The organism is Acinetobacter sp. CIP 64.7 (assembly GCF_000369745.1).
Taxonomy (GTDB): domain Bacteria; phylum Pseudomonadota; class Gammaproteobacteria; order Pseudomonadales; family Moraxellaceae; genus Acinetobacter; species Acinetobacter fasciculus.
Window position 1 is genome coordinate 616,230 of sequence record NZ_KB850178.1, and the last position, 25,665, is coordinate 641,894.

The following is a 25,665-nucleotide window of genomic DNA, read 5'->3' on the forward strand; positions in this document are numbered from 1 at the left end:
GGCATGGAGGTTTTTTTAATCTCAAAATAATAAATGATAATGAGAATAAATATTATCCTCAACACCTATAATTCGGGCTCAAACTTCAGTTATAATTTTGCCACTTTTATAGATCTCACCCTTAATCTGACGACCATGTTTAAAAAGACATTTTTCCAAATCCACTGGTTTCTGGGGATTACAGCAGGTTTAATCCTCTCGATAATGGGGGTCACTGGCGCAATCTACTCCTATGAACAACAAATATTAAAATGGATGAATAGCGACAGTTATACGGTTCAGGTTCAGCAACGTGACAAACTCACGCCTGCCGAGCTGTATCAGCACTTTAACCGTACTGCGCCTGACATGAAGATCAACAGTATTACCGTGGCACAAGATCCGAGTGCTTCGAGTACTGTGAATGTTGCCAAAGAAGGCGCACGGCGTGGTCAGAACATCATGATCAACCCGTATACTGCGGAAGTCTTGCCAGAGATTAAGGGTCGGGAATTTTTCCAGTTTGTTCAGCAACTGCATCGTAATTTGACGGTTGGTCCGGTGGGTAAGCAGATTACCGGTGCCTGTACCCTGATGCTGATCTTTTTTGTCTTGTCAGGTCTGTACCTGCGCTGGCCGAAACGTCATTCGATCAAGCAATGGTTCTTTGTAAAACCTCAACTGAAAGGCCGTAATTTTATCTGGGATCTGCACGCTGTTGTGGGAACCTGGGTGGTGATTTTCTACCTGATTCTGGCCTGTACCGGTCTGTACTGGTCTTATGACTGGTGGCGCAATGGCATGTTTAAAGTGCTGGGTGTGGAACGCCCGCAACCGGAAATGCAGGCCAATGCCGGCAATAACCGTGGTGAAGGACGTCCAGGCGGTGAACGTGGTCCGCGTGCCGAAGGTGAAGTACGAGGCGAAGGCCGCCAAGGTGGCGAACGCGGTGCTGGTGGTGAAGGCCGTGAAGGTCTCAGCCCTGAAGCTACTGCCCGTGCGCTAGACCAGAGCTGGATTGGCTTTAACACTGAATTTTCAGATAAGTATTCTACCGTAACGTTTAACCTTCCGAAAAAATCGGATGGCGAAATGCAGCTGAGCTTTATCGATCCAGTCGCTCAGCATGAACGTGCACGAAACAGTGCCACTTATAATTACCAGACAGCTGAATTTACCGAAATCGAGCTGTATGAAGATAAAAAGCTTAATGAAAAAATCATGAGCAGCATGTTACCGGTGCATCGTGGCAGCTTCTTCGGCCCAATTTACCAGTTCTTTGCCATGGTCGCAGCCTTGTTGATGCCGTTGTTCTTTGTGACCGGCTGGATGCTCTATCTGAAACGTCGCAAACAGAAACGCTTAACGCTGGCAGCACGTCAGGGTGCGACTTTAGTAAACCTAGATGAAAATTCCAAACCGTGGCTCATCGCGTATGCCTCACAAACAGGGGTTTCTGAGCAACTGGCTTGGCGTACAGCGACTGCCCTGCAGGAAGCGCGTCAACCGGTAACAGTCAAGCCAGTACAACAACTGACGCTAGCCGATTTACAACAAACCGAACAGGTATTATTTGTTGCCAGCACCTATGGCACAGGTGAAGCGCCGGATCTGGCCTCTTCTTTTGAGAAAAAAATCCTGTCTGCTCAAGCTGATCTCAGTTATTTAAGTTATGCGGTATTGGCCTTGGGTTCTCAGGAATATCCAGACAGCTATTGCAGTTTTGGTCACCGTATTGATCAGTGGTTAAAACAGAATGGTGCCCAGCAGCTATTCAATACGATTGAAGTCGACAATGCCAATAACGAGCATATCCAGCAATGGAATAGTGCGCTGGAACAAGTCACTCGACTTGAGCTACAAGCGATGAGTATCGATAAGACCTTTGATCACTGGAGTTTGAGTAAACGTGAAGTCCTCAATCCGGGTAGTCTGGGTGCGCCTGCCTTCAATATCGAACTGACCCCTGAGCATGAAGCCGTCTGGCAAGCAGGTGATATTGCCGAGGTTCAGCCAGGGAATAGCCAAGAACGTATCGATGCATTTATGCAAAAGCACCAGATAGCAGCGGGTACACAAGTACCTTCTATGCAACAGAATATTGAACAGGCACTCTGGGATCGTGATCTGACTCAGGCTGAACCTTTTGATTCTCTGGATCAGCTCCTCACGCAATTACCGGTTTTGGCAACACGTGAATACTCCATTGCCAGTATTCCAAGCCAGCAGGTTTTACGTCTGGTGGTACGTCAGCAAACCGATGCTAGTGGTAATCTGGGATTGGGTTCAGGCTGGCTGACCCAGCATGCGGCTCTCAATACGCCAATTGCACTGCGTATTCGCAGCAATGAATCTTTCCACCTGATTGATGACAACCGCCCGATTATCTGTATTGGTAATGGTACCGGGATTGCGGGATTATTAAGCCTGCTCAGTGCGCGTAACCGTCGGGACTATAGCCAGAACTGGCTGATCTTCGGTGAACGTCAGCGTGAACATGACTTCTTCTTTGAAGAAACCATTCAGGCCTGGCTGCAAATGGGAACCCTGAAACGTCTCGATCTTGCGTTTTCTCGCGACCAGCAGGAAAAAGTCTATGTACATCACAAATTGCGTGAACAGGCTGAAGAACTGAAAGCCTGGATTGCTCAAGGTGCAGTGATTTATGTCTGCGGTAGCATCAATGGTATGGCCAGCGATGTGGATCAGGCCCTGACCGAGATTCTCGGTGAAACAATGCTAGATCAATTACGCCTGGATGGACGTTATCGCCGTGATGTATATTAAGATAACCTGATATGCTAAAAACCGGGCTCAATGGCCCGGTTTTTATTGAAGATGCAAAAGCAATAATAAGAATATGAATAAGAAAAAAGGAACCCTGGATGCTCAATCAACTTAAACGAAGTCTTAGCCTGATCTCTGGCTTGATCCTATGTATCAATAGCGTCTGGTTACTGAGCCAAGGTCAGAGGCATTTTGCTATTGCCCTGTCGATCTTCATTGGGGTGGCACTCATCCTCTCCGCCTTATTTTTTTCATCTATTCAGCGCTGGAAACAGAATTCCCGATTCAGAACCTTGTTCTGGAACAGTCTCTGGGGCGGATTTTTATTCTGGATAATCAGTGTCGCGGCTTTCTTTGTTTATATCCAGATGTCAATCAACCCGAATATTCCGGCACGACCTGCTGCAGCGATTTTAGTATTAGGCAGTGGCATTAATCAGGGTCAGCCCTCACCCATCTTAAAAAATCGTCTGGATACCGCAGCAAAATATGCAGAACGATATCCAAATACTTTAATCATTATGACCGGTGGACGAAATTTCCGGGAGAGACAGAGCGAAGCTGAAGTCATGCAAAGTTATATCTACACGAACTATCCGCAGCTCAAAAACCCCATTAGCTTAGAAGATCAAAGCAGAAGTACCCAACAGAACCTGCAATATTCTCAGGCAATCCTAAAACAGCAACATATTGATCGAAATGAGCCCATTGCGATTGTCACTAGCGATTTTCATAGCCCTCGTGCCCGTGCCATTGCCAGACATCAGGGTTATCAACAAGTCATCAGCCTGAGTGCCAGCACACCCCAGAATGTTCGCTATAATTCCTGGTTACGCGAATATTTTGCTTTGATAAGTGGCTGGCTACTGAATGAATATTCATTGTTCCAATAAACAAGCTGTTTTAAAAACAATAAATTTAATTTAAACGGATCTGCCTAGGCAAAGGCATATCCGGATTTTTAAACAGTTCCGGCTTTTGTACATAGATCTGATACAGATAATTTTTAATATCAAGTAATAATTTTTCCGGTGCCACCAGAATATTCTGCCCTTCCGGGGTCAGGTCAAGCGAAACAATGGTACTTTCCTGACATAAAAAGGGAATGACTTTCTCTACAAAATCCTTGAGACCAATTTCCTGAATCTTGTAATTTTCCCAATTGTCTTTAATCAACAGTCGAGCCAGACCTTTACTTTGCCAACAGGCAAATGCGCGTTGTCCGGTCGGCGTGGCACATAAGGCCCACCCATCCTGATAGAGTGCAAAAATGCCAGCATTAGCAACAATGGCTTCACTATATTGCTTATAAAGCTGTTGAGGATCGAAAGCAGTTTTTTGGGATTTGGTCGCGGCTTTGCGCTGATAGGGATTTCTCATGGTCGTGAAATCTTAATATTATTATAATACAATCAGATTCTAAGGAATAAATAGAGTTGAAGCAAGAAGATATGGTGGGCGCTGACGGGATCGAACCGCCGACATTCTGCTTGTAAGGCAGACGCTCTACCAACTGAGCTAAGCGCCCTGAGAAAACAACAACGTTGTTTTAAATGACGCAAGACCAACAAGGAATGTAGTCTTGGTATCTTGAAAACTCAGATCTCAGGAATCCAAGCTTTTCATCTTAAGATGGCGCAGCGGACGGGGCTCGAACCCGCGACCCCCGGCGTGACAGGCCGGTATTCTAACCAACTGAACTACCGCTGCATCGTAAGAATCTGGTGGGCGCTGACGGGATCGAACCGCCGACATTCTGCTTGTAAGGCAGACGCTCTACCAACTGAGCTAAGCGCCCTGATAAAGAGTGTCAATCTTTAGTTTATTAAATTCAGGCTCAGGGACCTCAATTTAATTTCTTTTGAAATGGCGCAGCGGACGGGGCTCGAACCCGCGACCCCCGGCGTGACAGGCCGGTATTCTAACCAACTGAACTACCGCTGCATCGCAAAAGAATCTGGTGGGCGCTGACGGGATCGAACCGCCGACATTCTGCTTGTAAGGCAGACGCTCTACCAACTGAGCTAAGCGCCCTCAAAAGGTCTATCGTATAAATGGCGCAGCGGACGGGGCTCGAACCCGCGACCCTCGGCGTGACAGGCCGATATTCTAACCAACTGAACTACCGCTGCATTTACACAATGTCGCTATTGTGGCAAACGAAAATCAAGATCTTAAAGTGGCGCAGCGGACGGGGCTCGAACCCGCGACCCCCGGCGTGACAGGCCGGTATTCTAACCAACTGAACTACCGCTGCAACTATAAGGTCTCAACATGAAAGAGCTTGGTGGGCGCTGACGGGATCGAACCGCCGACATTCTGCTTGTAAGGCAGACGCTCTACCAACTGAGCTAAGCGCCCTTTCTAAACGTCTATCATCGTTTGATGGGTGCATTATAGAGAATCTGCACAGCCTGTCAAACGCTTTTCGGAATGTTTTCCACTTTTTAGGTGTGAGTGATTAAAAAATAGGTTGTTTGTTAAAAAAAACAACACTTTTTGTTTATTTTTTAAGTCTCTACCGAAATTTTTTAATTTTCAAAATGAAAATTGAAGCGAAATTTTGTGTTTTACCCTGCGAAGTTTCAGTCTAACCACACGACATATTCCAATTCTGATTAAGGATTATACAAAGCTTTAAAATACTCGACGTTGTGTTCATGTAATCTTTCAACTGTCATTTATTTTTATTCAGAAAATGCCAGTAAATCTAAACTTCAAATAATCATTTAACCCATTCCATGCGATAAAAATACCATCTGGATCAGATTAATCAATCTTTTCTGCTGTCTCCACCAAGCAGATTCAGTCCATAAAAACAAAACCATTTTCACATAATCTTAAAATCTAACTTTTATTCGCTTTTCGAAACATTCAGCCTGCCCAGATCTAATGCCTGTTCTGAAATATAGACCAGTGCATCTTCACTGATCAGGTCAAATAATTCAGCGACCTCCGGATTACGCATACGGATACAGCCGTGCGACAGCGGCTCTCCCATCTTTTCGGTTTCTGGGGTGCCATGAATATAGATATAACGCTGATAGGTATCGCAGCCCTCGCCTTGATTAAAACCCGCTTCAAGGCCACTCAGCCATAAAATGCGCGTCAGGATCCAGTCCCGCTGCGGGAATTCTGCCGCCAATTGGGGATTATAAATTTCACCCGTCGCCTGACGTGCGACAAATACACTATTTAAGGGAGCATTCTGACCAAACTTTTCAGCAATCTTGTGCCAGCCACGAGGAGTCTTGCCACTATTTTCAGTTTCACCAATGCCATTTTTGCCACTGGAAATCAGATATTGCTTGTTTAGACGGGGCAGATACAGTTTTTGTTGGGCAAGATCAATCAGGATATCGGCTTGATCCAGATGCAAGGTATTCATGACTTGTTATTCTCAGACTCTATTTTATTTGGCTTTATAGGGTTTAACTGATTATCTTCAGATGGCGCTGTTGGTAGATCTGTCTTTTCTGGGTCAACTGTATTTTGCTGAATAAGGATCTGATTCGGTTCAGGGCGTCGCCATAACCAGATCGCGACGATCAGCATCGTAATATTGGTAAAGGCTTTTACGGCCAAGGGTGCAGTAGTAAACAGCATGATGATCCCGCTGATCAGCATCATGATACTGGCCAGCCATTTGGCCTTACGCGGTACAGTACCGTGGGCACGCCAATCTCTTAAGGTCGGACCATATTTGGGATGATTCAATAACCAGTCATCCATTTGTGGCCAGCCTTTGGATGCCGCCCAGGCCGCCAGAATCAAAAAGACCGTTGTTGGCATACCCGGCAGGATTGCACCGATAAAGCCCAGGATCACAAACAGCACCACCAGACTTCGCCAAAACAACACTTTCATACATCAACCCTAGCCGCAGAATTCAGGTAGTATAAAGCGTTTTCCGATACTGTCCGTTGTATTTCTGCACTTTTCACAGGTTGTACTATGCCCTTTTCCAATTTAAACCAAAATCTTGTAGAAGCATGGCAACGTTATCAACATCCTCTGGTGCGGCAACTGGCGTTTGCTGTCGGCAGTCCGAATATCCTGTTCCATATTCCAGATGAACTTGAGCTTATATATTACTTTGAACTGCATGAAAGCCAGGCCTGGCAGCACTATCTCAACCGTTACCATCCACGTTTAGAGTTTCTTGATCAGCATCCAGAAGAATTAATCGAATTTGTGCAGCAACTGAAAAGTACGCGTTTAGGGCTGCGCTTTGAAATGCTGATCTGGTTCTGGTTACTCGATGATGCCTATCATCCGTATCAGCTGCTTGCTCATAGTCTGCAAAAGATTGAAGGCGCCAAAACCCTGGGGGAGCTAGATTTTCTGTTATTAAATACTGATACAGGACAGATTGAACATTGGGAAGTGGCATTGAAATATTATCTGGCCGAAGCAGATTTTAGCCTGCCGCATTGGTATGGCCTAAACCGCACCGATACTTTAATCAGAAAAATGAAATATTTCACACAAAAACAATTCCAGTTTGATGAGGCTTTGCAGCATCCCATTCAAAGACGGTTTTGCGTCCTCAAGGGACAGCTGTATTTGCCTACACATCATGCCGATCAGCCAATTCCCTCATGGATCAATACCGAGCGTCGTCTGGGCTTATGGGGACAGCATATTCCTGCTGCACAGCACGGTTTCTATCGTCTGCAACGACATGAATGGATTTATCCGCAAGCCCGGCCGAGCAGTTCAGCTGCGATCTGGTGGACGGATGGACTTTATAAAAAACTCGATAGTGATGACTTTTATATGTATCGCAATCCGGTGCTGATCCAGCATCCATCGCATAAGCCCCTATAAAGCATTACATTTATTAACCGAAGCACTATGAAAACCACATATTTTTTAGAGCGTATATTTTCTACTCTAAGTCCCACATCATAATAATTTTATTATTGATTATACGGAGATGATGATGAAAAAAATTCTTGCTGCTTCATTAATGATGGCTTTTGTATTGACTGGCTGTAACACCGTAAAAGGCATGGGCAAAGATGTGTCTAAGGCTGGCGATGCGGTAACCAATACTGCTGAAAAAACCTCTGACGAAATCCGTCAAAACTAGTTTTTTCCTAAACGCTCACAGAACCCTATCCCAGATAGGGTTTTTTTATATCAGTCGTTCACATTCAAGCCTATATTCGCCTATTATAGAACCGAAAAAATTATCGACTGTTGAATACCGTATGAGCTCTTCCGCTACCCTCGATTTAAGCCTGCAACTATTACGTCAGCCTTCTGTCACACCGATTGATCATGACTGCCAGAACATCATGGCTGAACGTTTAAAGAAGATTGGTTTCAATATTGAATCCATGCGCTTTGAAGATGTAGATAATATCTGGGCACGCAAAGGCACAGAAGGTCCGGTCTTCTGTTTCGCTGGCCATACCGATGTCGTGCCAACAGGGAATCTGGATGCCTGGAACTCAGATCCTTTTTTACCAGAAATCCGTGAAGGCAAACTTTATGGTCGTGGCAGTGCCGACATGAAGACGGCTTTGGCAGCCATGGTAGTTGCAACAGAACGTTTTGTTGAAAAATATCCGAATCACAAAGGTTCGATTGCCTACCTGATTACTTCAGATGAAGAAGGTCCATCGATTAACGGCACGGTGAAAGTGATTGAAACACTGGAAGCGCGTAATGAGAAAATTACCTGGTGTCTGGTCGGTGAACCGTCAAGTACTAATAAACTGGGCGATATAGTCAAAAATGGCCGTCGTGGTTCATTAAATGCCAACCTTACAGTCAAAGGCAAACAGGGTCATGTGGCTTATCCGCATCTGGCCGTGAATCCGATTCATACCGCTTCTAAAGCCATTGCTGAACTGTGCGACACAGTCTGGGATCATGGCAACGAATATTTCCCGGCGACGACCTTCCAGATTTCCAATATCAATGCGGGTACAGGCGCAACCAATGTTGTTCCCGGCACCATGAACCTATTGTGCAACTGGCGTTATTCAACTGAAGTGACCGCCGAAGAACTCAAAGCACGTACTTTAGAAATTCTGGATCGTCATGGTGTGGACTATGACATTTCTTGGACTTTATCTGGCCTGCCTTTCCTGACGCCAGTTGGTGAACTAGTAAATGCAGCTAAAACCGCCATTCTGAATGTGACGGGGACTGAAACTGAACTATCGACTTCGGGCGGTACCTCAGATGGCCGCTTTATTGCCCCTACCGGCGCACAGGTACTGGAACTTGGCGTATTGAATGCCACGATTCATCAGATCAATGAACATGTCGATATTGCAGACTTAGAGCCATTGGCTGAAATCTATGAGCAGATTCTCGTGAATTTACTCGCCAACTAAGTAAATTCATAACGCAATAAAAAAGGAACTCCATGGAGTTCCTTTTTTATATTTTATAGTTTGGATTACAGTCCGATTGAAGCCTGAATATTCGTCATATTCGGAATATGGAAAAGCTGTTCGTTCATACGCACATATTGAAAGATGGCAGGATCATTCACGGGCTGATCGACATCGACCACTTCGGAAATACGAATCCGGATGGTTTTCGGCATTTCATTGCACATCAAGGCAAAGCGCTGAGTGATTTCATCACCCTCAATCACCAGTGCCACTCCATTTTGACGTAAAGGATCATTCACTGCATAAACTGGCAATTGTGCTTCATGCCACTCCACTGTCTTAACCTGCGTATTGCTATCCAGTGCTGACAGGACAATATTTTGTGGCAATAGCATCGGATCTTTGCCATGACAGTCAATAATATAGGCATCAATAAATCCGGTCGATACCGTAATCAGATGCTGAAGTTCCTGCTGGCTAATCTGATCAGCCATTTTGTTGTTCGAATTGGTCTGACTCATATATTACCCCTGTTTTTCAGCAATCAGTTGCTGGATATTGGCCAGCAGCTCCGCTTCCTGGAACGGTTTACCCATATAGTGCGTTACGCCCAAGCTGAATGCACGTTCACGATGCTTCTCACCGGTACGTGAGGTAATCATGATAATCGGCAAGTCACGGTGAATATCATGGTGACGAACCAGATTGGTCACTTCGAAACCGTCCATGCGCGGCATTTCGATATCCAGCAACATCAGATCCGGTCTGACGTTTTCAAGCTGCTCGATCGCATCCACACCATCTTTGGCAGTCACAATATCATAGCCTTGACGTTCAAGCAGACGCGACGTCACTTTACGTACAGTTACCGAGTCATCGACAATCATTACCAGACGACGTGCATTTGCATTACGCGAACCATCACGCTGATCATTGAGCTGTTTGACACGCTGTGTCGCCTGAATCTGACGGGCAACATTCTGTCCATCGAGAATCAGACAGACCTGACCATCACCCAAAATCGTAGCACCGGCCACCACTCTGACATTGGCAAACTGCTGTCCAATCGGTTTCACCACAATCTGCGCTCGAGAACCGACCAGCTGATCGACCAGTAAGGCAATGGTCTGACCACTATTTCCTTTGATCAACAGCACCGGCAATGAATGCCCAACATTATTCAGACGTGGAATTGGCTGGTTGCCAACAAACTCAGACAGATAACGCAGCTTATAGTTTGCGCCATCGATCTTGAAATAGTCATCTTTACTGTTGAAATAGCTTTCCAATATAGTCGGCGCAATACGTACAATTCGGTCAATCTGCGCCAGTGAAATCGCATATTGCTGATCGCCCACTTTCACCATCAAGGCATCGCTGACCGCCACGGTCGTCGGTACGCGAATCGTAAAGATGGTGCCCTTGCCTAGTTCCGAGCTTACTGACACATGGCCGCCAAGAGATTTGATTTCACTTTGCACCACGTCCAGACCGACACCACGACCAGAAATCTGGGTCACTGCTTTCGCGGTACTGAAACCAGGATGGAAGATAAATTGCAGGATTTCTTCCTGATCAATAACTTGATCCGCTTTGATCAGATCCAGACTCATCGCTTTTTCACGAATCTTCTCCGCATCGATCCCCTTACCATCATCACTAAAGGACACGATTACATCGGTTCCCTGACGACTGATGTTCAAGACAATCGAACCCATTTCCGGCTTGTTCAGTGCGATACGATCTGCAGTATCTTCCAGACCATGGTCAATCGCGTTACGCAGCATATGCTCAAATGGTGTGACCAGACGCTCGAGAATGTTACGATCCAGTTCACCTTCGGTATTCTGTACGATCAGTTCTGCAGGACGGTTCAAGGTGGTCGAGGTTTGACGCACAATACGCTGTAAACGCGGCAACATCCGGTCAAATGGGACCAGACGGGTACGCATCAGGCTTTCCTGAATCTCGGCCTGAATACGGGATTGTTGCAATAACAGTCCTTCGGTTTCGCGAATCTTGTCGGCTAAGGTACTCTTGAAGTCGACCAAATCTGATGCAGATTCTGCCAGTGATTTGGACAGCTGGTTTAGAGAGGAATATTGGTCCATTTCCAGCGGGTCAAAGTCGGCATAGCGCGAGTTCTCTGAACCATGTTTGGCAATAATCTGTGATTCCAGCTCGCCTTCCATTCGACGTAACTGATCAGCAAGACGCTTGATCGCCAATTCCATCTCGTTCAAGGTATTGCCAAGCTGCCCTAGGTCCATCTCGATACGCGAACGGTTAATCGAGTTCTCACCGGACAGGTCAATCATCTTCTCGACCAGATCAGCAGAGATACGGATCATCTCGTTATTGCTATCGCTGGTGCCGCTATTCGCCCACTCACCCATCATCTGTGGCGGTTCAGTACCATCACCTTCAACAAAGCCGAAGTCGGTGCTGACCACCAGATTATCTGTTTTCGCCAGACGCTCAGGCAATTGCGCAGTAACGTCCACATAAGCAATCTTTTTCAGACTGCTGTACAGCTGATCAAAACCGTTATAGTCATGCTGGAAAATCGCCTGTCTTAACCAAACCAGCGTTTTCTGCAATAAGCCATCATAAGCATTCGAGTTAAATTGGTAGACCGCAAACTGTTCGAAAGTCGTTTCCAGCTCATAGGCAATACTGGCCACTTCTTCAACATCAATCATACGTGCGCCACCCTTGATACTATGGGCAGCACGCTGTAATTGCAGCAATAAACTACGGTCACTACGCTGATCAAACCATTGATTGAGGAGCTTCTCGGCATTCGCCAGAATCTCTTCGGATTCTTCCAAGAAAGATTCTTCAACAATCGATTTCAGTTCGTCTTCTTCAGAACGTTCTACTGGTATGTCTTCAGTAGCCTCAGGAGATTCCAAGATTTCCAGTAATTCTTCAGCTTCTGCCAGATCAGTTGCAGGATGTTCAGTCGTTGCTGACTCTTCAAGTTGCGGCTCAGAAATTGATGTCGCTTGGACCTCTGCAACTTCAACTACAGTATTCGCGCTCTCCGCAGCAGCAACAGCTTGTCCAGACACCAGCACCTGAATATTTTGCAGAATCGCAATCGCTTCTGGTGCAGGATAATCAATACCGTCTTCTCGAATGGATTGAATACGATCGGAAACGTTATCCTGAACCAGACGAATAATCTGGATTAAAGCAGGTGTCACGGCAATTTGCTGACGGATCACCCGCTCATAAATACTTTCCAGTTCATGTGCAATCAAACCGATATGCAAAGCTGCAATCATGTTTGCACCACCTTTTAAGGTATGCAAATGACGCATCAGATTGTTCAGTGAGGTTGTATCGTCCTGTTTTTTACTCCAGGTATTCAGATCTTCATCAATCCCTGCCAGCAATTCATCCGCTTCTTCCAGGAAGATACTTAATAATTCTTCATCAAAATCACGGTTGGTTTCAGTACTTTGCTGCTGTTGACGATCCGCAGCGATACGTTGGCTCAAGCCAGCAAAATCCACACTACCAGTCGCGACAGTTTCAGCCACCTGTGTGCTCTCTGAGCTTAGCTCAACATTCTGATTGCTAGTATCTTCAGCAAATATCTCGAGATCCTGCTGCACAAATGCAGACAGTTCACTGAGTATTTTTTGAATCTCATCATTCAGAATGACGCGCTGTCCTGCGGTCAAGGTATCAAATAAATGAATAAATTCCTGGTGCGCCTGTGCGAACAATTCATAGGCATAATCGCTATTTAGCAGTACTGGCTTTTCAAGCAGCGCATCATAAGCCGATTTCAGATCGGCAGTGAATTCATGAATTCCCTGCGCTGCCCGGCTTTCTGTATGTGCTAGCAATTCTGCAGCCTGCTGGCTGAGTGCCTGAATATATTCCGGATAATCGACTTGGGCGCGTTTATCAAATTCAAACTCGGCATCCAATAACAGATCAATATCCAGCTCAACCAGTTTGGACACCAAGCCTTGCGTCTGAATGCTATTGGTTTCAGTAACTGCAAAGCCATAATCATGCCAGACACGCTCAAAGGTGGCGTATACCGCATCCAGTTTTGCAGTATTGCCCTGACGTAGCAGGTGCAGATAGTCACTCACGAACTCCGCATACTGAATCAGCAAAGCAGTTTCTTTTGAAGTAGAAGCAATTTCATCCTGTAGCAAAGTTTTGAACAGATGTTCCACCTTGGAACTGGCTTCAAAAATCTGCTCAATCTGCGCCATCGATGAACTGCCGCGCAAAGTATGAATCGCACGAATCAGCGCATTATAATCTTGTGATTTTTCATCTTCAGTGCGAAGGAAGGTAGCAATCGTATCCAGATGCTCTTCTGCTTCTTCAATAAAGATCGCCACAGTTTCTTCGATATCACTGCGAACCGGTACTTCTACTGGCGCTATTGTTAGCTCAACTTCACTTGGCTCATTGTCTGCAAGCTCAAGACCTGTCATCTGACCTTCAGCGGTCAAATGATCTGCCAATGCCAGTAATTCTTCCAATGCAGGTTCAGGCGAAATTTGTTGTTGTAATTGTTGTCCCAACAGCACCATTGGACGCAGATCGAGATCCAATTGCTGTACATGTTTGAATTTTGGATATAAAGCATATTGATAGACATTCAGTACCGCTTGGGCAAATTTCTGTACCGTCGGTGTTAGCTGAATCGAACCGGACAAAACCCGGTTTAGGGTATCTTCAACCGCCCAGGCCATTTCCCCTGCCGATTTTGCCCCGACCATGCGGCCTGAACCTTTCAGGGTATGAAAATGGCGGCGAATGGTCTTCAGATTTTCTTGATGATCTGGATTGCTCAACCATTCTGGAAATAAAGCATTTAACTCAACGAAGATCTCTTCGATTTCCTCAACAAAAATTTCAAGAATTTCTGCATCTTGGTCAAGATAACTATCTTCAGGAAGCGTTGTCGTTTCAACTAAATTTTTTAATATTTCTTTCATAGCTCATGCTTCTTACGTTATGCCGCCAAGAAGGGCGCTCAAACTTAATTGTGACCGTCACGCGATACCTAACGTATGAAGTTAAGTACATCTTGTCGAGGCTTTATCTGTATTTTCTGAATGTGTCTCAACCGCGGTCAAGACACATTTCCCCATCATGTCTGACTTTATTCTGGTAGTTTAAAGTCAGATACAGATTCACGTAATGCATCGGCCATGTTTGCCAGTTCAGATACCGAACGTGCTGTATCGAAGGTTGCACTGGTAGTTTGCGAAGTAATTTCCTGTACGACATTCATCGTGGTTGCAATATGACCTGCAGATGCTGACTGTAGTTTCGCAGCATCAGAAATGTTCGCAATCAGTTTCGCCAGGTTGTTCGATACCGTTTGAATCTCATCTAGTGCTACACCGGCATCTTTAGACAAGTTCGCACCACGTACAACTTCCGATGTAGTTTGTTCCATCGAAATAACGGCTTCGTTGGTATCCGTTTGAATGGTTTTTACCAGGCCTTCAATCTGCTTAGTTGCAGAAGCTGAACGTTCCGCAAGACGCTGTACTTCATCGGCTACGACCGCGAAACCACGACCTGCTTCACCGGCCATCGACGCCTGAATCGCTGCGTTTAATGCCAGAATGTTCGTCTGGTCGGCAATATCGTTAATCAAGGCTACGATGTTACCAATTTCCTGAGAAGATTCACCCAAACGTTTAATACGTTTTGAAGTTTCCTGAATCTGTTCACGAATCGTGTCCATACCCTCAATTGAGCGATGTACAACATCTGCACCGTTTGCAGCAATTTGTACTGAACGCTCTGCTACCACTGCTGATTCATCGGCGTTGGCAGATACCTGGTCAATCGACAGTGCCATTTCGTTAATCGCTGCAGAAGCACCGGCAATTTCTTGTGCCTGATGCTCAGATGCTTCAGCTAACTGGTTGGTAATGCTTTGTGTAGTCGCGGTGTATTGCGCAACTTCTTGTGAAGTTTCAGTAATACGCGATACCAGGTCACGTAACTGATCGATCGCAAAGTTAATCGAGTCGGCAATCGCACCAGTAAAGTCTTCAGATACTGTTGCATATGAACGCAAGTCACCATCTGCAAGATCGGCAATCTCATCCAGTAAGCGCAAAATCGCATTCTGGTTACGGTCATACTCTTCTTGTAAACGGCCTACACGCTGCTTGTCCGACAAGCCACGCAGAGAAAGCAACTTGAATACACACAGCAAGAAACCGACTAATAATGCGATCAGAAGGACTGCCGGAACAACCGTTTTAAGACCTGAGTTACCCGATAATTTATTCAGGTTGTCCAAAAGCACATCAGATTGAGAAAAAATAGATGCGGCTGCCTGACGAACTTTTACGATCTGTGTAGAGTTTTTCAGAATAATCGCTGATGCAGATTCCAGTACGTCATCATATTCAGCCTTGATGCCTTCCAGAGATTCACGCAGGGTTGGATCAGCAATACGCTGTACACCCAGTTCAGCAGAACCATTTAACTGTGCATTCAGATAAGAACCAAAAGTTTCGGTATCGGCACTGAAGTCATCCGCAGATTCACGTGAACCATCATTACCTGTCAGTACCAAACTGATTGAACGTAAGATACGTTCTGCAATGAATACCTGGTTTTTGGCAATAACCACCTGGTTCGATGGCATATCTTGACGTGCCATCTGGTCGACCATCAAGTTATATTCCGCCTGAATCCCCGGAATCGCTTCACCAATCGCGATGTTGGTGTCGTATAACTGGTTAATAATCTTTTGTTGCGAGGTAATCAGATCAATACTGCTCGACACTTCTGTCCACTGTTTATCAACAGCTTGCAACGCATCATTGTTAGAGTGAATACTTTTAACTGTCTCAAGATTTTCAGCAAAAGCTTTTTGCGAGTCAGTGAGGTTCTTCATGGCCTCAGGCGTACCCGAAGCTGTCGCTTCAGTCGCTTGGCGCGAAATCGTTTGCGAGAGGAGACGCAAATCACCCAGACTTTAAGTGAGTTCGTTGGTACGTGGAACACTATAAAAAAGATACAATAAAGTGATCAGTGCGGCTAAAAGACAGCCTGCTGCTCCATAGATCAGCGGTTTTGATTTTTCACTATCACCAAATACACGTGATAACTGATCTACTTGCGTTTGAATCTTAGCTAAAAAAGCATTACCGCCTTTGCGGCCAGTGCTCTCACCTGTATTTTTCTTTTTAAGTTTAAAGCCCATGCAGCCTCTCCCCGGTTGACGCCTTGCTTACTTTCGAGCGCGACATTTAATTTATAAATTTTATAGATGCGTTCATAAATTTTGGATTTTGCAACAGACGACTGAATAAAAACACATGCCACTGCTGGTTGTGCTGATGGAAAAACCCCTGACAATATTCTTGTAAGTTTTTATCCAATTCAGATTTCTTCGAAAAGAAACTTTTCTTATTGAAATGTTGTATACCCAAAACTTGATCTACGACCAAACCCACATACTGGTCATTATGGTTGATGCATAATACTTTTTGAGTCGGTGAAAATTGACTGCTCTGCCCTGATACATACTGCGTCAGATCAGAAACCGATAACAGTCTTCCCCGGATATTCGCCAGACCCAACACCCATGCTTGTGTCTTGGGTACCGGCGTATATTCTGGGGGATAAATCACTTCTGATACCTCCCCCAGCGGGGCAACAAAATATTGCCCCATCATCTCAAAAGCAATGCCCGACCATCGGTTAACTTCATTGCCATTGGAAACGTAGTTTTTATTCCCCCGTTTCGCAATGCGAAGCAATTCGATAAATCCATTTGCTGCCATAGAGCTTATCCTGCATTGAGGTGCTGCTTAATTACATCTATTAATTGTTTTTCATCGACTGGTTTTATTAGATAATCCGCTGCGCCTTGACGCTTGCCCCATACACGGTCAGTGGCCTGATCCTTGGTACTGACAATCACGATTGGAATATGTTTGGTCGTTGCACCACGTGCAATCTGACGGGTTGCCTGAAAACCATTCACACCCGGCATAACCACATCCATCAGAACTAGGTCCGGCAATTCTGCCTGTGCCATGGTGACGCCATCTGCGCCATTGGCTGCTTCAATCACCTCAAAGCCATGTTTAGAAAGAATCTCTCTAAAGCGAAAAGTTTCTGTCGGTGAGTCATCCACAATTAGGATACGTGCCATGCCAATTCCCCAAAAAAATCAAATATTAAGCACTAATATGGTTACGGATTGCATTGAGCAATTCATCTTTACTAAAAGGTTTGGTCAGGTATTCATCTGAACCCACGACACGACCTTTGGCCTGATCAAATAAGCCATCTTTACTTGATAGCATAATCACAGGAATATTCTGGTAATTCTGAGAGTTTTTGATTAAGGCGCAGGTTTGGTAACCATCTAGGCGCGGCATCATAATATCTACAAAAACGATATCTGGATTTGCTTCGGCAATTTTTGACAAAGCCTCAAAACCGTCTACTGCAGTAATGACCTCATAACCTTCGCGTTGAAGAAGAGTTTCCGCAGTACGACGAATGGTCTTTGAGTCATCAATAACCATAATTTTTAGATTTTGGAATTTATCGTCCATTTGTTTAACCCTTCCCATTTTAGAAACTATATGCCATAAGACTCATAGGATTATTTTATTACGATCGATAAACATTTTTAACATAAAGTCACTTGTATTATCAATGAACATTTTCTACACAAGTAGACAAAATCATTTATTTTTAATAACAGCTTCACATTTTCTTATCGTTATTGGTTTTTTTTTGACTAACGGTAGTTTTTTATTGATAAATTTAAGTCTAATATAACAAGATTATTACTTTAAAATAAGTAATTTAGTCAACTTTAAATTCGGGGAGCCAATGATGAGTCAGTTTTTAAGAAAACTTGCTGTCATTGATAAAAATAAAATGACTGGTCAATTCATTGTTGTTGCGCTGCTATTGTTACAGGTGAGCTTAACGTGTGCGAGTAGTAACCAACTCCCACAAAAAGCCACCTGGTATCGTTATTATGACAGCAAAGGTGTGGCCAATATCAGTACTAACGTCACACCCAATCATATCCGTTATGGCTCTGAAGCACTTGACCAGAATATGCAGGTCATTAAGCGAGCGCGTCCTTATAATGCCGAAGCGGATATCAGGCAAGCGCCACAACGTGCCCAACAGGCGCAGCGGATTGCCGAAGACCATAAACTCAAGCGCGCTTATAATAATAGCCAGACCGCTTTACAGAAAAAGAATGACAGCCTGGTGCAGTTAAAAAAACAGATTGATTTCCAGCAAGAACAAATGAAGCAACTGCAAAAAGATCGGGTCATGTTTGTGCGTCAGGAACGCGAATATTTACGTAAAGGTAAAACCCCACCGGCACACCTGAAAACAACATTAGACAATAACCAGAAAAATCTCGTTTCCCAAAAAGAAAATATTCAATCTTTACAAAGTCGCTATCGAAATCTGGAAGCAGAATACGACAAAATTATCGCCCGTTTAAAAGCACTTGAATAAATACAAATAGCTGGCCGTGGTTTTGATCCATAGCACGCTAAAAGGACTCATATGCAAACTGCACCGCATTCTCATGATTTAAATATGCCTTCCCCGCGCTCTATCCTGATCATGAGTGCACTTTGCTTAAATATGTTTTTAGTGGCTTGTGATAAAAATGAACCCGTACAGCAAGCAGAAACACCCAAATCCATTGAAGTCATTCCTCAAGATCTAGTTGCAGTTCAATCTGGCAATTCAGTTCAAAAAACTGCATTCACCGGCACTATTCGTGCAGTCAATCAAAGCAGCATACAAGCACAGGTCTCTGCTACTGCTACCAGCGTAAACGCGCAGGTAGGTCAAACTGTTTCTAAAGGACAGGTGCTGGTACGCCTGAATAATCAGGACAATGCAGCCCGCTTGGCACAGGCACGTGCAAATCTGGCCTCTACTCAAGCGCAAGCCAATCAGGCTCGCAACATGATGCAGCGTAAAAAGCGCCTGCTCGATCAGGGTTTTATTTCAAAAGTAGAATATGAACAAAGTCAGGTCGATTATCAGGCCCAGCTTGAAAATGTCCGCGCCCAGCAAGCCAATGTCGATATTGCCCAGAAAGCAGATCGCGATGGCACCATGACCAGCCCGATCAGTGGCGTGATTACCCAGCGTCAGGTTGAACCCGGCCAAACCGTGGCGATTGGACAAACCCTGTTTGAAATCGTTGATCCAAAACGACTGGAAATTCAGGCACGCGTACCCAGTGATCTGCAATCAGGTTTAAAACTGGGCAGTCAGGTCGAATACACTATTCAAGGGAATCCAAATCGGCTCACTGCCGTAATTAGCCGGATTTCCCCGATCGCAGATCAGGCCAGTCGCCAGATCGAATTCTTTGCCACGCCAAATGAAACAATTCCCTCACTTAGCATTGGCTCCTTTGTCGAAGGCAACATTCTGAGTTCACAACAGATCTCTGGCCAGCTGATTCCATTAGATACTGTCCAGGATATCCAGAGCAAACCCTATGTCTGGGTGATTCGCCAGAATAAAATTATCAAGGTCAATGTTCAGGTTCTAGAACAGCGTTATAGCGACAACATTGCCGTGGTTCAAGGACTGGAAAATGGCGATCAGGTCAGCCGGGTTAAGTTTAGCGAATCCGATCTGCAAAAAACTGTCACCCTTCGCGCCAACTAAAGCCATTCACACAGGATCATTGATATGTGGTTTACCCGAATTAGTGTGAAGTATCCGGTTTTCACCATTATGATGATGTTCTGCCTGATGGTACTGGGACTGGCTTCCTGGCAGCGCATGGGCGTTGAAGAATTTCCTGATGTCGATTTCCCTTTTGTGGTGATCTATACCAACTATCCGGGTGCTTCTCCGGAAACGGTTGAATCGGAAATCACCAAAAAACTTGAAGATCAGATCAATACCATTTCCGGTTTAAAACAGGTGATTTCCCAATCAAGTGAAGGCTTGTCCATCATCACCACCGAATTTAATCTGGATGTGACATCGACCACAGCAGCCCAGGACGTGCGGGATAAAGTCGCCTCTGTGACTGCTGAATTCCGGGATGAAATTCAGGAACCGATTGTTGAGCGTTATGATCCGACAGCAAATGCAGTGATGTCGATTGTATTTGAATCCGACAACATGGATGTAAAAGCGCTCAGTTCTTATCTGGATCAGCGGATTGTGCCACAACTGCGCACAGTTCCGGGAGTCGGAACGGTCAATCTGCTTGGTGATGCGCAGCGCCAGATCCGGATTCAGGTGGAACCGCAAAAACTGCAAGCCTTTGGCATTGGTGTAGATAGCGTGATCAACACCTTAAAAGCCGAGAATATTGAAGTCCCGGGGGGGACGCTTAAATCGGGTAATTCGGAACTGGTCATTGAAATCAATTCCAAAGTGCTGCATCCCCTCGCCTTCGGCGATCTGGTCATTGCCAATAAAAACGGCGTACCAATTTTCCTCAGACAAGTGGCTAATATTCAAGACAGTCAGGCAGAGCTGGAATCCGCAGCTTTTCTGAATGGCAAAACTGCAGTTGCGATTGATATTTTGCGTAGTTCAGATGCAAACGTCATTGAAGTAGTAGACAAGAGCTATGCAACTTTAGAAAGTATTGAGGCGCAGCTTCCCCAAGGCACTACTTTACAAGTAGTGGTAGATTCCTCCAAAAGTATCCGCGGCACCATTGGCGATGTAGCCCGCACCATTATTGAAGGTGCGGTACTGGCTGTGCTGATTGTCCTATTATTTTTAGGCTCTTTCCGTTCAACTGTGATTACCGGTTTGACCCTACCCATTGCACTCTTGGGCACGCTGACCTTTATCTGGGCCTTTGGCTTTAGCATCAATATGATGACTTTGCTGGCGCTGTCCTTGAGTATTGGTCTGCTGATCGATGACGCAATTGTAGTACGTGAAAACATTGTCCGGCATGCCGACATGGGCAAAGACCATGTAACTGCCGCGCTCGATGGCACAAAAGAAATTGGCTTAGCCGTGCTGGCCACGACACTGACCATTGTTGCCGTATTCCTGCCTGTGGCCTTTATGGGCGGAATTATTGGCCGTTTCTTCTACCAGTTCGGGGTCACGGTAAGTATGGCCGTTCTGATCTCGATGTTTGTCAGCTTTACCCTGGATCCTATGCTCTCTGCACACTGGGCAGAAAAGAAAAAAGATCCAAACAAAAAACCAGGTTGGGTGAAACGTTTCTTTAGCTGGATCTCCGGCAAGCTGGATAACTTAAGCCATGTCTATGAAAAATTATTAAAACTGGCCTTACGTTTTAGGCTTATTACCCTGCTGATTGCGGTCGCTTCATTATTTGGTGCTTTGGGTTTATCCAAACTGATCGGCACCGAATTTGTACCGGTCCCGGATAAAGGCGAAATCCGGATCAAGTTTGAAACACCGGTCGATTCATCGCTTGAATATTCACAAGCCAAACTGCAGCAGGTGGATCAGATTATTCGTCAGCATCCGGATGTCAAAGCCACTTATGGGGTGATTAATGGCGCAACTGACCGCGGTAAAAACCATGTCAGTTTACGGGTGACTGTAACGCCGCGTACCGAACGTGAAAAGACCCTGAATGACCTGAATAATGAATTCCGCCAGCGTCTACAATCGGTTGCAGGAATCAGCATTACCTCGGTGGCATCCGCCGATGAAACCGTTTCAGGTGGCCAGAAGCCGATCATGATTTCGATTAAAGGTCCGGATCTAGATGAACTGCAAAAAATTTCCGATCGCTTTATGACGGAAATGGCGAAGATTAATGGCATTGTCGATCTGGAAACTTCATTAAAAGAACCCAAGCCGACTCTTGATGTACAGATCAATCGCGTCTTGGCCAGTGATTTAGGTTTATCGGTCAATCAGATTGCCAATGTAGTGCGTCCGCTGATTGCCGGTGATGATGTCACGACCTGGCAGGATGAAAAAGGTGAAACCTATGATGTGAATCTGCGCCTGACCGAAGACCAGCGCAGCTTGCCTAGCGATTTACAGAATATGTATATCACCTCGAATAAAACCGATGCCAATAATCAACCAGTTCTGGTCCCGCTTTCGAGTGTCGCCAAATTTCAAGAAAAACTGGGCGCCTCGCAGATTAATCGACGTGATCTGGCACGTGAAGTTCTGGTCGAGGCCAATACTTCAGGACGTCCTGCAGGCGACATCGGGACGGATATCAGCCGCTTGCAAGAAAATTTCGATATGCCACCGGGTTATAGTTTCGACACTCAAGGCTCCAATGCCGACATGGCAGAATCCGCAGGTTATGCACTGACTGCGATTACCCTGTCGATTGTCTTTATCTATATTGTGCTCGGTTCGCAGTTCAACAGTTTTATTCATCCTGCAGCAATTATGGCCTCACTGCCATTGTCGCTGATTGGCGTGTTTCTGGCCTTATTCCTGTTTAATTCCACCATGAATCTATTTTCGATTATCGGCATTATCATGCTGATGGGACTGGTGACCAAGAATGCGATTCTGCTGATCGACTTCATCAAGAAGGCCATGGACCGCGGCGAAGACCGTTATGATGCGATTATTGCCGCTGGTAAAACCCGTTTGCGTCCTATTCTGATGACTACCAGCGCGATGGTCATGGGCATGGTGCCACTTTCCCTAGGGCTAGGTGAAGGTGGTGAACAAAGTGCACCGATGGCGCATGCGGTGATTGGTGGGGTAATTACCTCTACCCTGCTGACCCTGGTGGTGGTGCCGGTGATCTTTACTTACCTGGATGACTTTAAGAATTTTATGCTGCGTCAGGCACGTAAAATCATGGCATAATTTAATGCAACACAATGAGGTGACATTCCCAAAAGCTCACCTCATTTTTTATTGTATAATCCCTGCTTTAACGCTTAATTTTTTAGGACAGTTTCCATGCGCGCGAGTCGCTTTTTATTTGCAACGTTAAGAGAAACCCCGAACGATGCTGAGGTTATTTCACATCAGCTCATGCTTCGTGCCGGTATGATTCGTAAGTTGGCTTCAGGTCTATACACCTGGTTGCCGATGGGCGTTCGCGTATTAAATAAAGTTGAAGCGATCGTTCGCGAAGAAATGGACAAAGTCGGTTCACTTCAAGTCTATATGCCGGTGACTCAACCTGCATCTTTATGGGAAGAATCAGGTCGTTATGTACAATACGGTCCTGAGCTTTTACGCTTCAACGACCGCCATGGCAACCCATTTGTTCTCGGTCCGACGCATGAAGAAGTGATCACTGACCTTGCACGTAACGAATTAAAAAGCTACAAGCAATTGCCTGCAAACTTTTACCAAGTACAAACCAAATTCCGTGACGAAATTCGGCCACGTTTTGGCGTAATGCGTTCACGTGAATTCATTATGAAAGATGCCTACTCTTTCCATGCCAACCAGGAATCACTGCAACAAACCTACGACGACATGTATGCAGCCTACTGCAAAATCTTCACCCGTCTTGGTTTAGATTTCCGTCCAGTACAAGCAGATACCGGTTCAATCGGTGGTTCAGGTTCTCACGAATTCCACGTACTGGCTTCAAGCGGTGAAGATGATATCGCATTTTCGACTGAATCTGACTATGCAGCCAATATTGAAATGGCAGAAGCAGTACTTGTCGGTGAACGTGCGGCACCTACACAAGAACTCAAACTGGTAGATACACCAAATCAAAAAACCATTGCAGATGTATCAGCATTCTTGGGTACGAACCCTGCTCATTCAGTAAAAGCCTTATTGGTTCAAGGTGTTGCGACTGAAGAAGGTCAAGATGCACCTGTGGTTGCTTTATTCCTTCGTGGCGATCACGAACTGAATGAAATTAAAGCTGAAAAACATCCTTTAATTGCTGCACCTTTAACATTTGCTACTGAAGAACAACTGCAAGCCCTTGGCTTAACTGCTGGCTTTGTCGGTCCTCAAGGTCTGGTCGAAAAAGGTGTAAGCGTTATTGTTGATCGTGCAGCATCCGTATTGTCTGATTTTGTTGCGGGTGCAAATGCAGCAGATCAACACGCAACTGGTGTAAACTGGGAACGTGATGCACAGTTCACTGAAGTTTATGACCTACGTAACGTGGCTGAAGGTGACCCATCTCCAGATGGTAAAGGTACGCTTCAAATCAAACGTGGTATCGAAGTAGGTCATATCTTCCAGTTGGGTCAAAAATACTCTGAAGCGTTGGGTTGTAAAGTATTGGGTGAAGATGGCAAACCATTTACTGTAACAATGGGTTGTTATGGTATTGGCGTGACGCGTGTGGTGGCCTCTGCAATCGAGCAGAACTTTGATGAGAAGGGCATTATCTGGCCAACTGCCATTGCACCGTTTGAAGTTGCCATTGTGCCGATGAATGCACACAAATCTCCACGAACTATGGAAGCTGCGGAAGCACTCTATGCTGAATTACAAGCTGCAGGTTTTGACGTGTTACTCGATGACCGTAATGAACGTCCGGGCGTGAAATTCTCTGATCTTGAGCTTACAGGCATTCCACACCGTATTGTGATCGGTGAAAAAGGTTTAGATGCAGGTACTTTTGAATATAAAGGCCGCCGTGATGCTGAATCAGTAAATATCTCGAAAGAAGAATTATTGGCGAAGATTGCTAAATAATTTCACTTTCTTATAAAAAATCCCGCATCTGGCGGGATTTTTTATGGCTATCGCACCCTTAACAGAATTTATGTCCACCGAAACAGTTCGGTTTAAAATTCTGGCCTTGTAAAGTTAAATTAGTGAGAGGGAAATCAAGTAGTGCAGGATTTTTAATTTCCTTTACATCAAGCGCACTCCCTAGCACACAACCAAAGAGGTGGTCCCACTTGTTTGAACAACTAAAAGCTTATTTATAAGTGATATTCTGCTCTAGTTAAGCTACCTTATTTTGTTGTGGTAGCTGGTCATAGTAAAACTCATCTGGAGTCATTTTGTCCAGACTCGAATGAGGTCGTTTCAAATTATAAAATTCAAAATATGCACTCAATTGCTTTTTCGCATCGGTGACACTGCTATAAGCTTTGAGATACACCTCTTCATATTTAACGCTTCTCCATAACCGTTCAACCATCACATTATCAATCCATCGACCTTTACCATCCATACTGATTTGAATGCCATTTGATTTCAATACATCAATAAATGCATCACTGGTGAACTGACTGCCCTGGTCTGTATTAAATATTTCAGGTGATCCATATTTTTCAATCGCTTCATTTAAAGCCGAAATACAAAAATCCACCTCCATACTAATCGATACCCTATGCGCAAGTACCTTGCGGCTATGCCAATCAATCACAGCACATAAATAAACAAAGCCTTTTGCCATAGGGATATACGTTATATCCGTACACCACACTTGATTACTGCGCTGAATAGCCAATCCTTTGAGCAGATATGGATATTTACGGTGAGCTTGATTGGCCTGACTTAGATTTGGTTTACGATATAACGCATTAATGCCCATTTTCTTCATTAAAGTACGTGTATGACGTCGTCCTATATGATGTCCTTGACG

Annotated in this window: 17 protein-coding genes, 8 tRNA genes and 2 pseudogenes; 9 read left to right on the forward strand and 18 right to left on the reverse strand. The window is 45.0% G+C overall.

The genetic code is table 11. The features are described 5' to 3' along the window. Nucleotides 1–135 precede the first annotated feature (135 nt). Together F890_RS05215 and F890_RS05220 are read left to right on the forward strand one after the other, a co-directional pair. On the forward strand, nt 136–2,766 hold the full coding sequence (locus F890_RS05215; RefSeq protein WP_162924851.1) for a PepSY domain-containing protein: 2,631 nt from the start codon (nt 136–138) through the stop codon (nt 2,764–2,766). A gap of 98 nt (nt 2,767–2,864) precedes the next feature. Beyond that, nucleotides 2,865–3,659, forward strand: coding sequence for a YdcF family protein (locus F890_RS05220; protein ID WP_005265937.1), 795 nt, complete (start codon nt 2,865–2,867; stop codon nt 3,657–3,659). Nucleotides 3,660–3,684: 25 nt separating this feature from the next. On the opposite strand, the gene F890_RS05225 is transcribed toward F890_RS05220, so the two are convergent. From F890_RS05225 to F890_RS05275, 11 genes and pseudogenes are all read right to left on the reverse strand, one after another. Next, entirely contained in the window at nt 3,685–4,146 is a 462-nt protein-coding gene (locus F890_RS05225) for a DUF2750 domain-containing protein (RefSeq protein ID WP_005265938.1), read from the reverse strand. Between the two features lie 72 nt (nt 4,147–4,218). After that, nucleotides 4,219–4,294, reverse strand: a tRNA-Val gene (locus F890_RS05230). A 105-nt stretch (nt 4,295–4,399) separates the two neighbouring features. Next, nucleotides 4,400–4,476 (reverse strand) — tRNA-Asp (locus F890_RS05235). A gap of 12 nt (nt 4,477–4,488) precedes the next feature. After that, nucleotides 4,489–4,564: transfer RNA gene (locus F890_RS05240), tRNA-Val, on the reverse strand. A 69-nt stretch (nt 4,565–4,633) separates the two neighbouring features. After that, a tRNA-Asp gene (locus F890_RS05245) sits at nt 4,634–4,710 on the reverse strand. A 14-nt stretch (nt 4,711–4,724) separates the two neighbouring features. Continuing rightward, nucleotides 4,725–4,800, reverse strand: a tRNA-Val gene (locus tag F890_RS05250). Nucleotides 4,801–4,821: 21 nt separating this feature from the next. After that, nucleotides 4,822–4,898 (reverse strand) — tRNA-Asp (locus tag F890_RS05255). A gap of 48 nt (nt 4,899–4,946) precedes the next feature. After that, nucleotides 4,947–5,023, reverse strand: a tRNA-Asp gene (locus F890_RS05260). Nucleotides 5,024–5,051: 28 nt separating this feature from the next. Further along, nucleotides 5,052–5,127 (reverse strand) — tRNA-Val (locus tag F890_RS05265). Nucleotides 5,128–5,620: 493 nt separating this feature from the next. Continuing rightward, entirely contained in the window at nt 5,621–6,154 is a 534-nt protein-coding gene (elsL, locus tag F890_RS05270; protein WP_004731981.1) for a cell wall-recycling L,D-carboxypeptidase ElsL, read from the reverse strand. Nucleotides 6,155–6,279: 125 nt separating this feature from the next. Beyond that, nucleotides 6,280–6,633: pseudogene (locus F890_RS05275) on the reverse strand (YbaN family protein); the annotation flags it as partial. Nucleotides 6,634–6,720: 87 nt separating this feature from the next. Here F890_RS05275 and F890_RS05280 point away from each other — a divergent pair. From F890_RS05280 to dapE, 3 genes are all read left to right on the forward strand, one after another. Continuing rightward, entirely contained in the window at nt 6,721–7,596 is an 876-nt protein-coding gene (locus F890_RS05280; RefSeq protein ID WP_004731985.1) for a DUF1853 family protein, read from the forward strand. Nucleotides 7,597–7,708: 112 nt separating this feature from the next. Further along, nucleotides 7,709–7,861: an entericidin A/B family lipoprotein gene (locus tag F890_RS05285; RefSeq protein ID WP_004280704.1), complete on the forward strand. Its 153-nt coding sequence runs from the start codon at nt 7,709–7,711 to the stop codon at nt 7,859–7,861. A 121-nt stretch (nt 7,862–7,982) separates the two neighbouring features. Beyond that, complete coding sequence (gene dapE / locus F890_RS05290; protein WP_004731987.1) at nt 7,983–9,119, forward strand: succinyl-diaminopimelate desuccinylase; 1,137 nt, start codon at nt 7,983–7,985, stop codon at nt 9,117–9,119. A 65-nt stretch (nt 9,120–9,184) separates the two neighbouring features. On the opposite strand, the gene F890_RS05295 is transcribed toward dapE, so the two are convergent. The 6 genes and pseudogenes from F890_RS05295 to pilG all read right to left on the reverse strand — a co-directional run bounded on the left by F890_RS05295 (nt 9,185) and on the right by pilG (nt 17,704). Beyond that, complete coding sequence (locus F890_RS05295; RefSeq protein WP_004731989.1) at nt 9,185–9,643, reverse strand: hypothetical protein; 459 nt, start codon at nt 9,641–9,643, stop codon at nt 9,185–9,187. Nucleotides 9,644–9,646: 3 nt separating this feature from the next. Further along, a complete protein-coding gene (locus tag F890_RS05300; protein ID WP_005265939.1) occupies nt 9,647–14,098 on the reverse strand; it encodes a hybrid sensor histidine kinase/response regulator in 4,452 nt (1,483 codons plus the stop codon). A 167-nt stretch (nt 14,099–14,265) separates the two neighbouring features. Then, nucleotides 14,266–16,338: pseudogene (locus F890_RS05305) on the reverse strand (methyl-accepting chemotaxis protein). Between the two features lie 46 nt (nt 16,339–16,384). After that, nucleotides 16,385–16,921, reverse strand: a complete 537-nt coding sequence (locus F890_RS05315) for a chemotaxis protein CheW (RefSeq protein WP_004280709.1) — start codon at nt 16,919–16,921, stop codon at nt 16,385–16,387. Between the two features lie 5 nt (nt 16,922–16,926). After that, nucleotides 16,927–17,295, reverse strand: coding sequence for a response regulator (locus F890_RS05320; protein WP_004731998.1), 369 nt, complete (start codon nt 17,293–17,295; stop codon nt 16,927–16,929). Nucleotides 17,296–17,320: 25 nt separating this feature from the next. Further along, the gene (gene pilG / locus F890_RS05325; protein WP_004280711.1) at nt 17,321–17,704 is read right to left on the reverse strand and encodes a twitching motility response regulator PilG; all 384 of its coding nucleotides are present in this window, start codon (nt 17,702–17,704) and stop codon (nt 17,321–17,323) included. A 286-nt stretch (nt 17,705–17,990) separates the two neighbouring features. Here pilG and F890_RS05330 point away from each other — a divergent pair, with 286 nt between their 5' ends. The 4 genes from F890_RS05330 (at nt 17,991) to F890_RS05345 (ending at nt 24,764) form a co-directional block, all read left to right on the forward strand. Then, the gene (locus tag F890_RS05330; protein WP_005265940.1) at nt 17,991–18,638 is read left to right on the forward strand and encodes a hypothetical protein; all 648 of its coding nucleotides are present in this window, start codon (nt 17,991–17,993) and stop codon (nt 18,636–18,638) included. A gap of 51 nt (nt 18,639–18,689) precedes the next feature. Then, nucleotides 18,690–19,817 (forward strand): efflux RND transporter periplasmic adaptor subunit, encoded by a 1,128-nt coding sequence (locus tag F890_RS05335; RefSeq protein WP_004732003.1) that lies wholly within the window; start codon nt 18,690–18,692, stop codon nt 19,815–19,817. A 24-nt stretch (nt 19,818–19,841) separates the two neighbouring features. After that, on the forward strand, nt 19,842–22,949 hold the full coding sequence (locus F890_RS05340; protein ID WP_004732006.1) for an efflux RND transporter permease subunit: 3,108 nt from the start codon (nt 19,842–19,844) through the stop codon (nt 22,947–22,949). 96 nt (nt 22,950–23,045) lie between these two features. Next, entirely contained in the window at nt 23,046–24,764 is a 1,719-nt protein-coding gene (locus F890_RS05345) for a proline--tRNA ligase (RefSeq protein ID WP_004732007.1), read from the forward strand. Nucleotides 24,765–25,020: 256 nt separating this feature from the next. Here the strand turns inward: F890_RS05345 and F890_RS05350 are convergent. Further along, a partial coding sequence (locus F890_RS05350) for an IS3 family transposase (RefSeq protein WP_005265942.1) occupies nt 25,021–25,665 on the reverse strand: 645 nt, incomplete at its 5' end.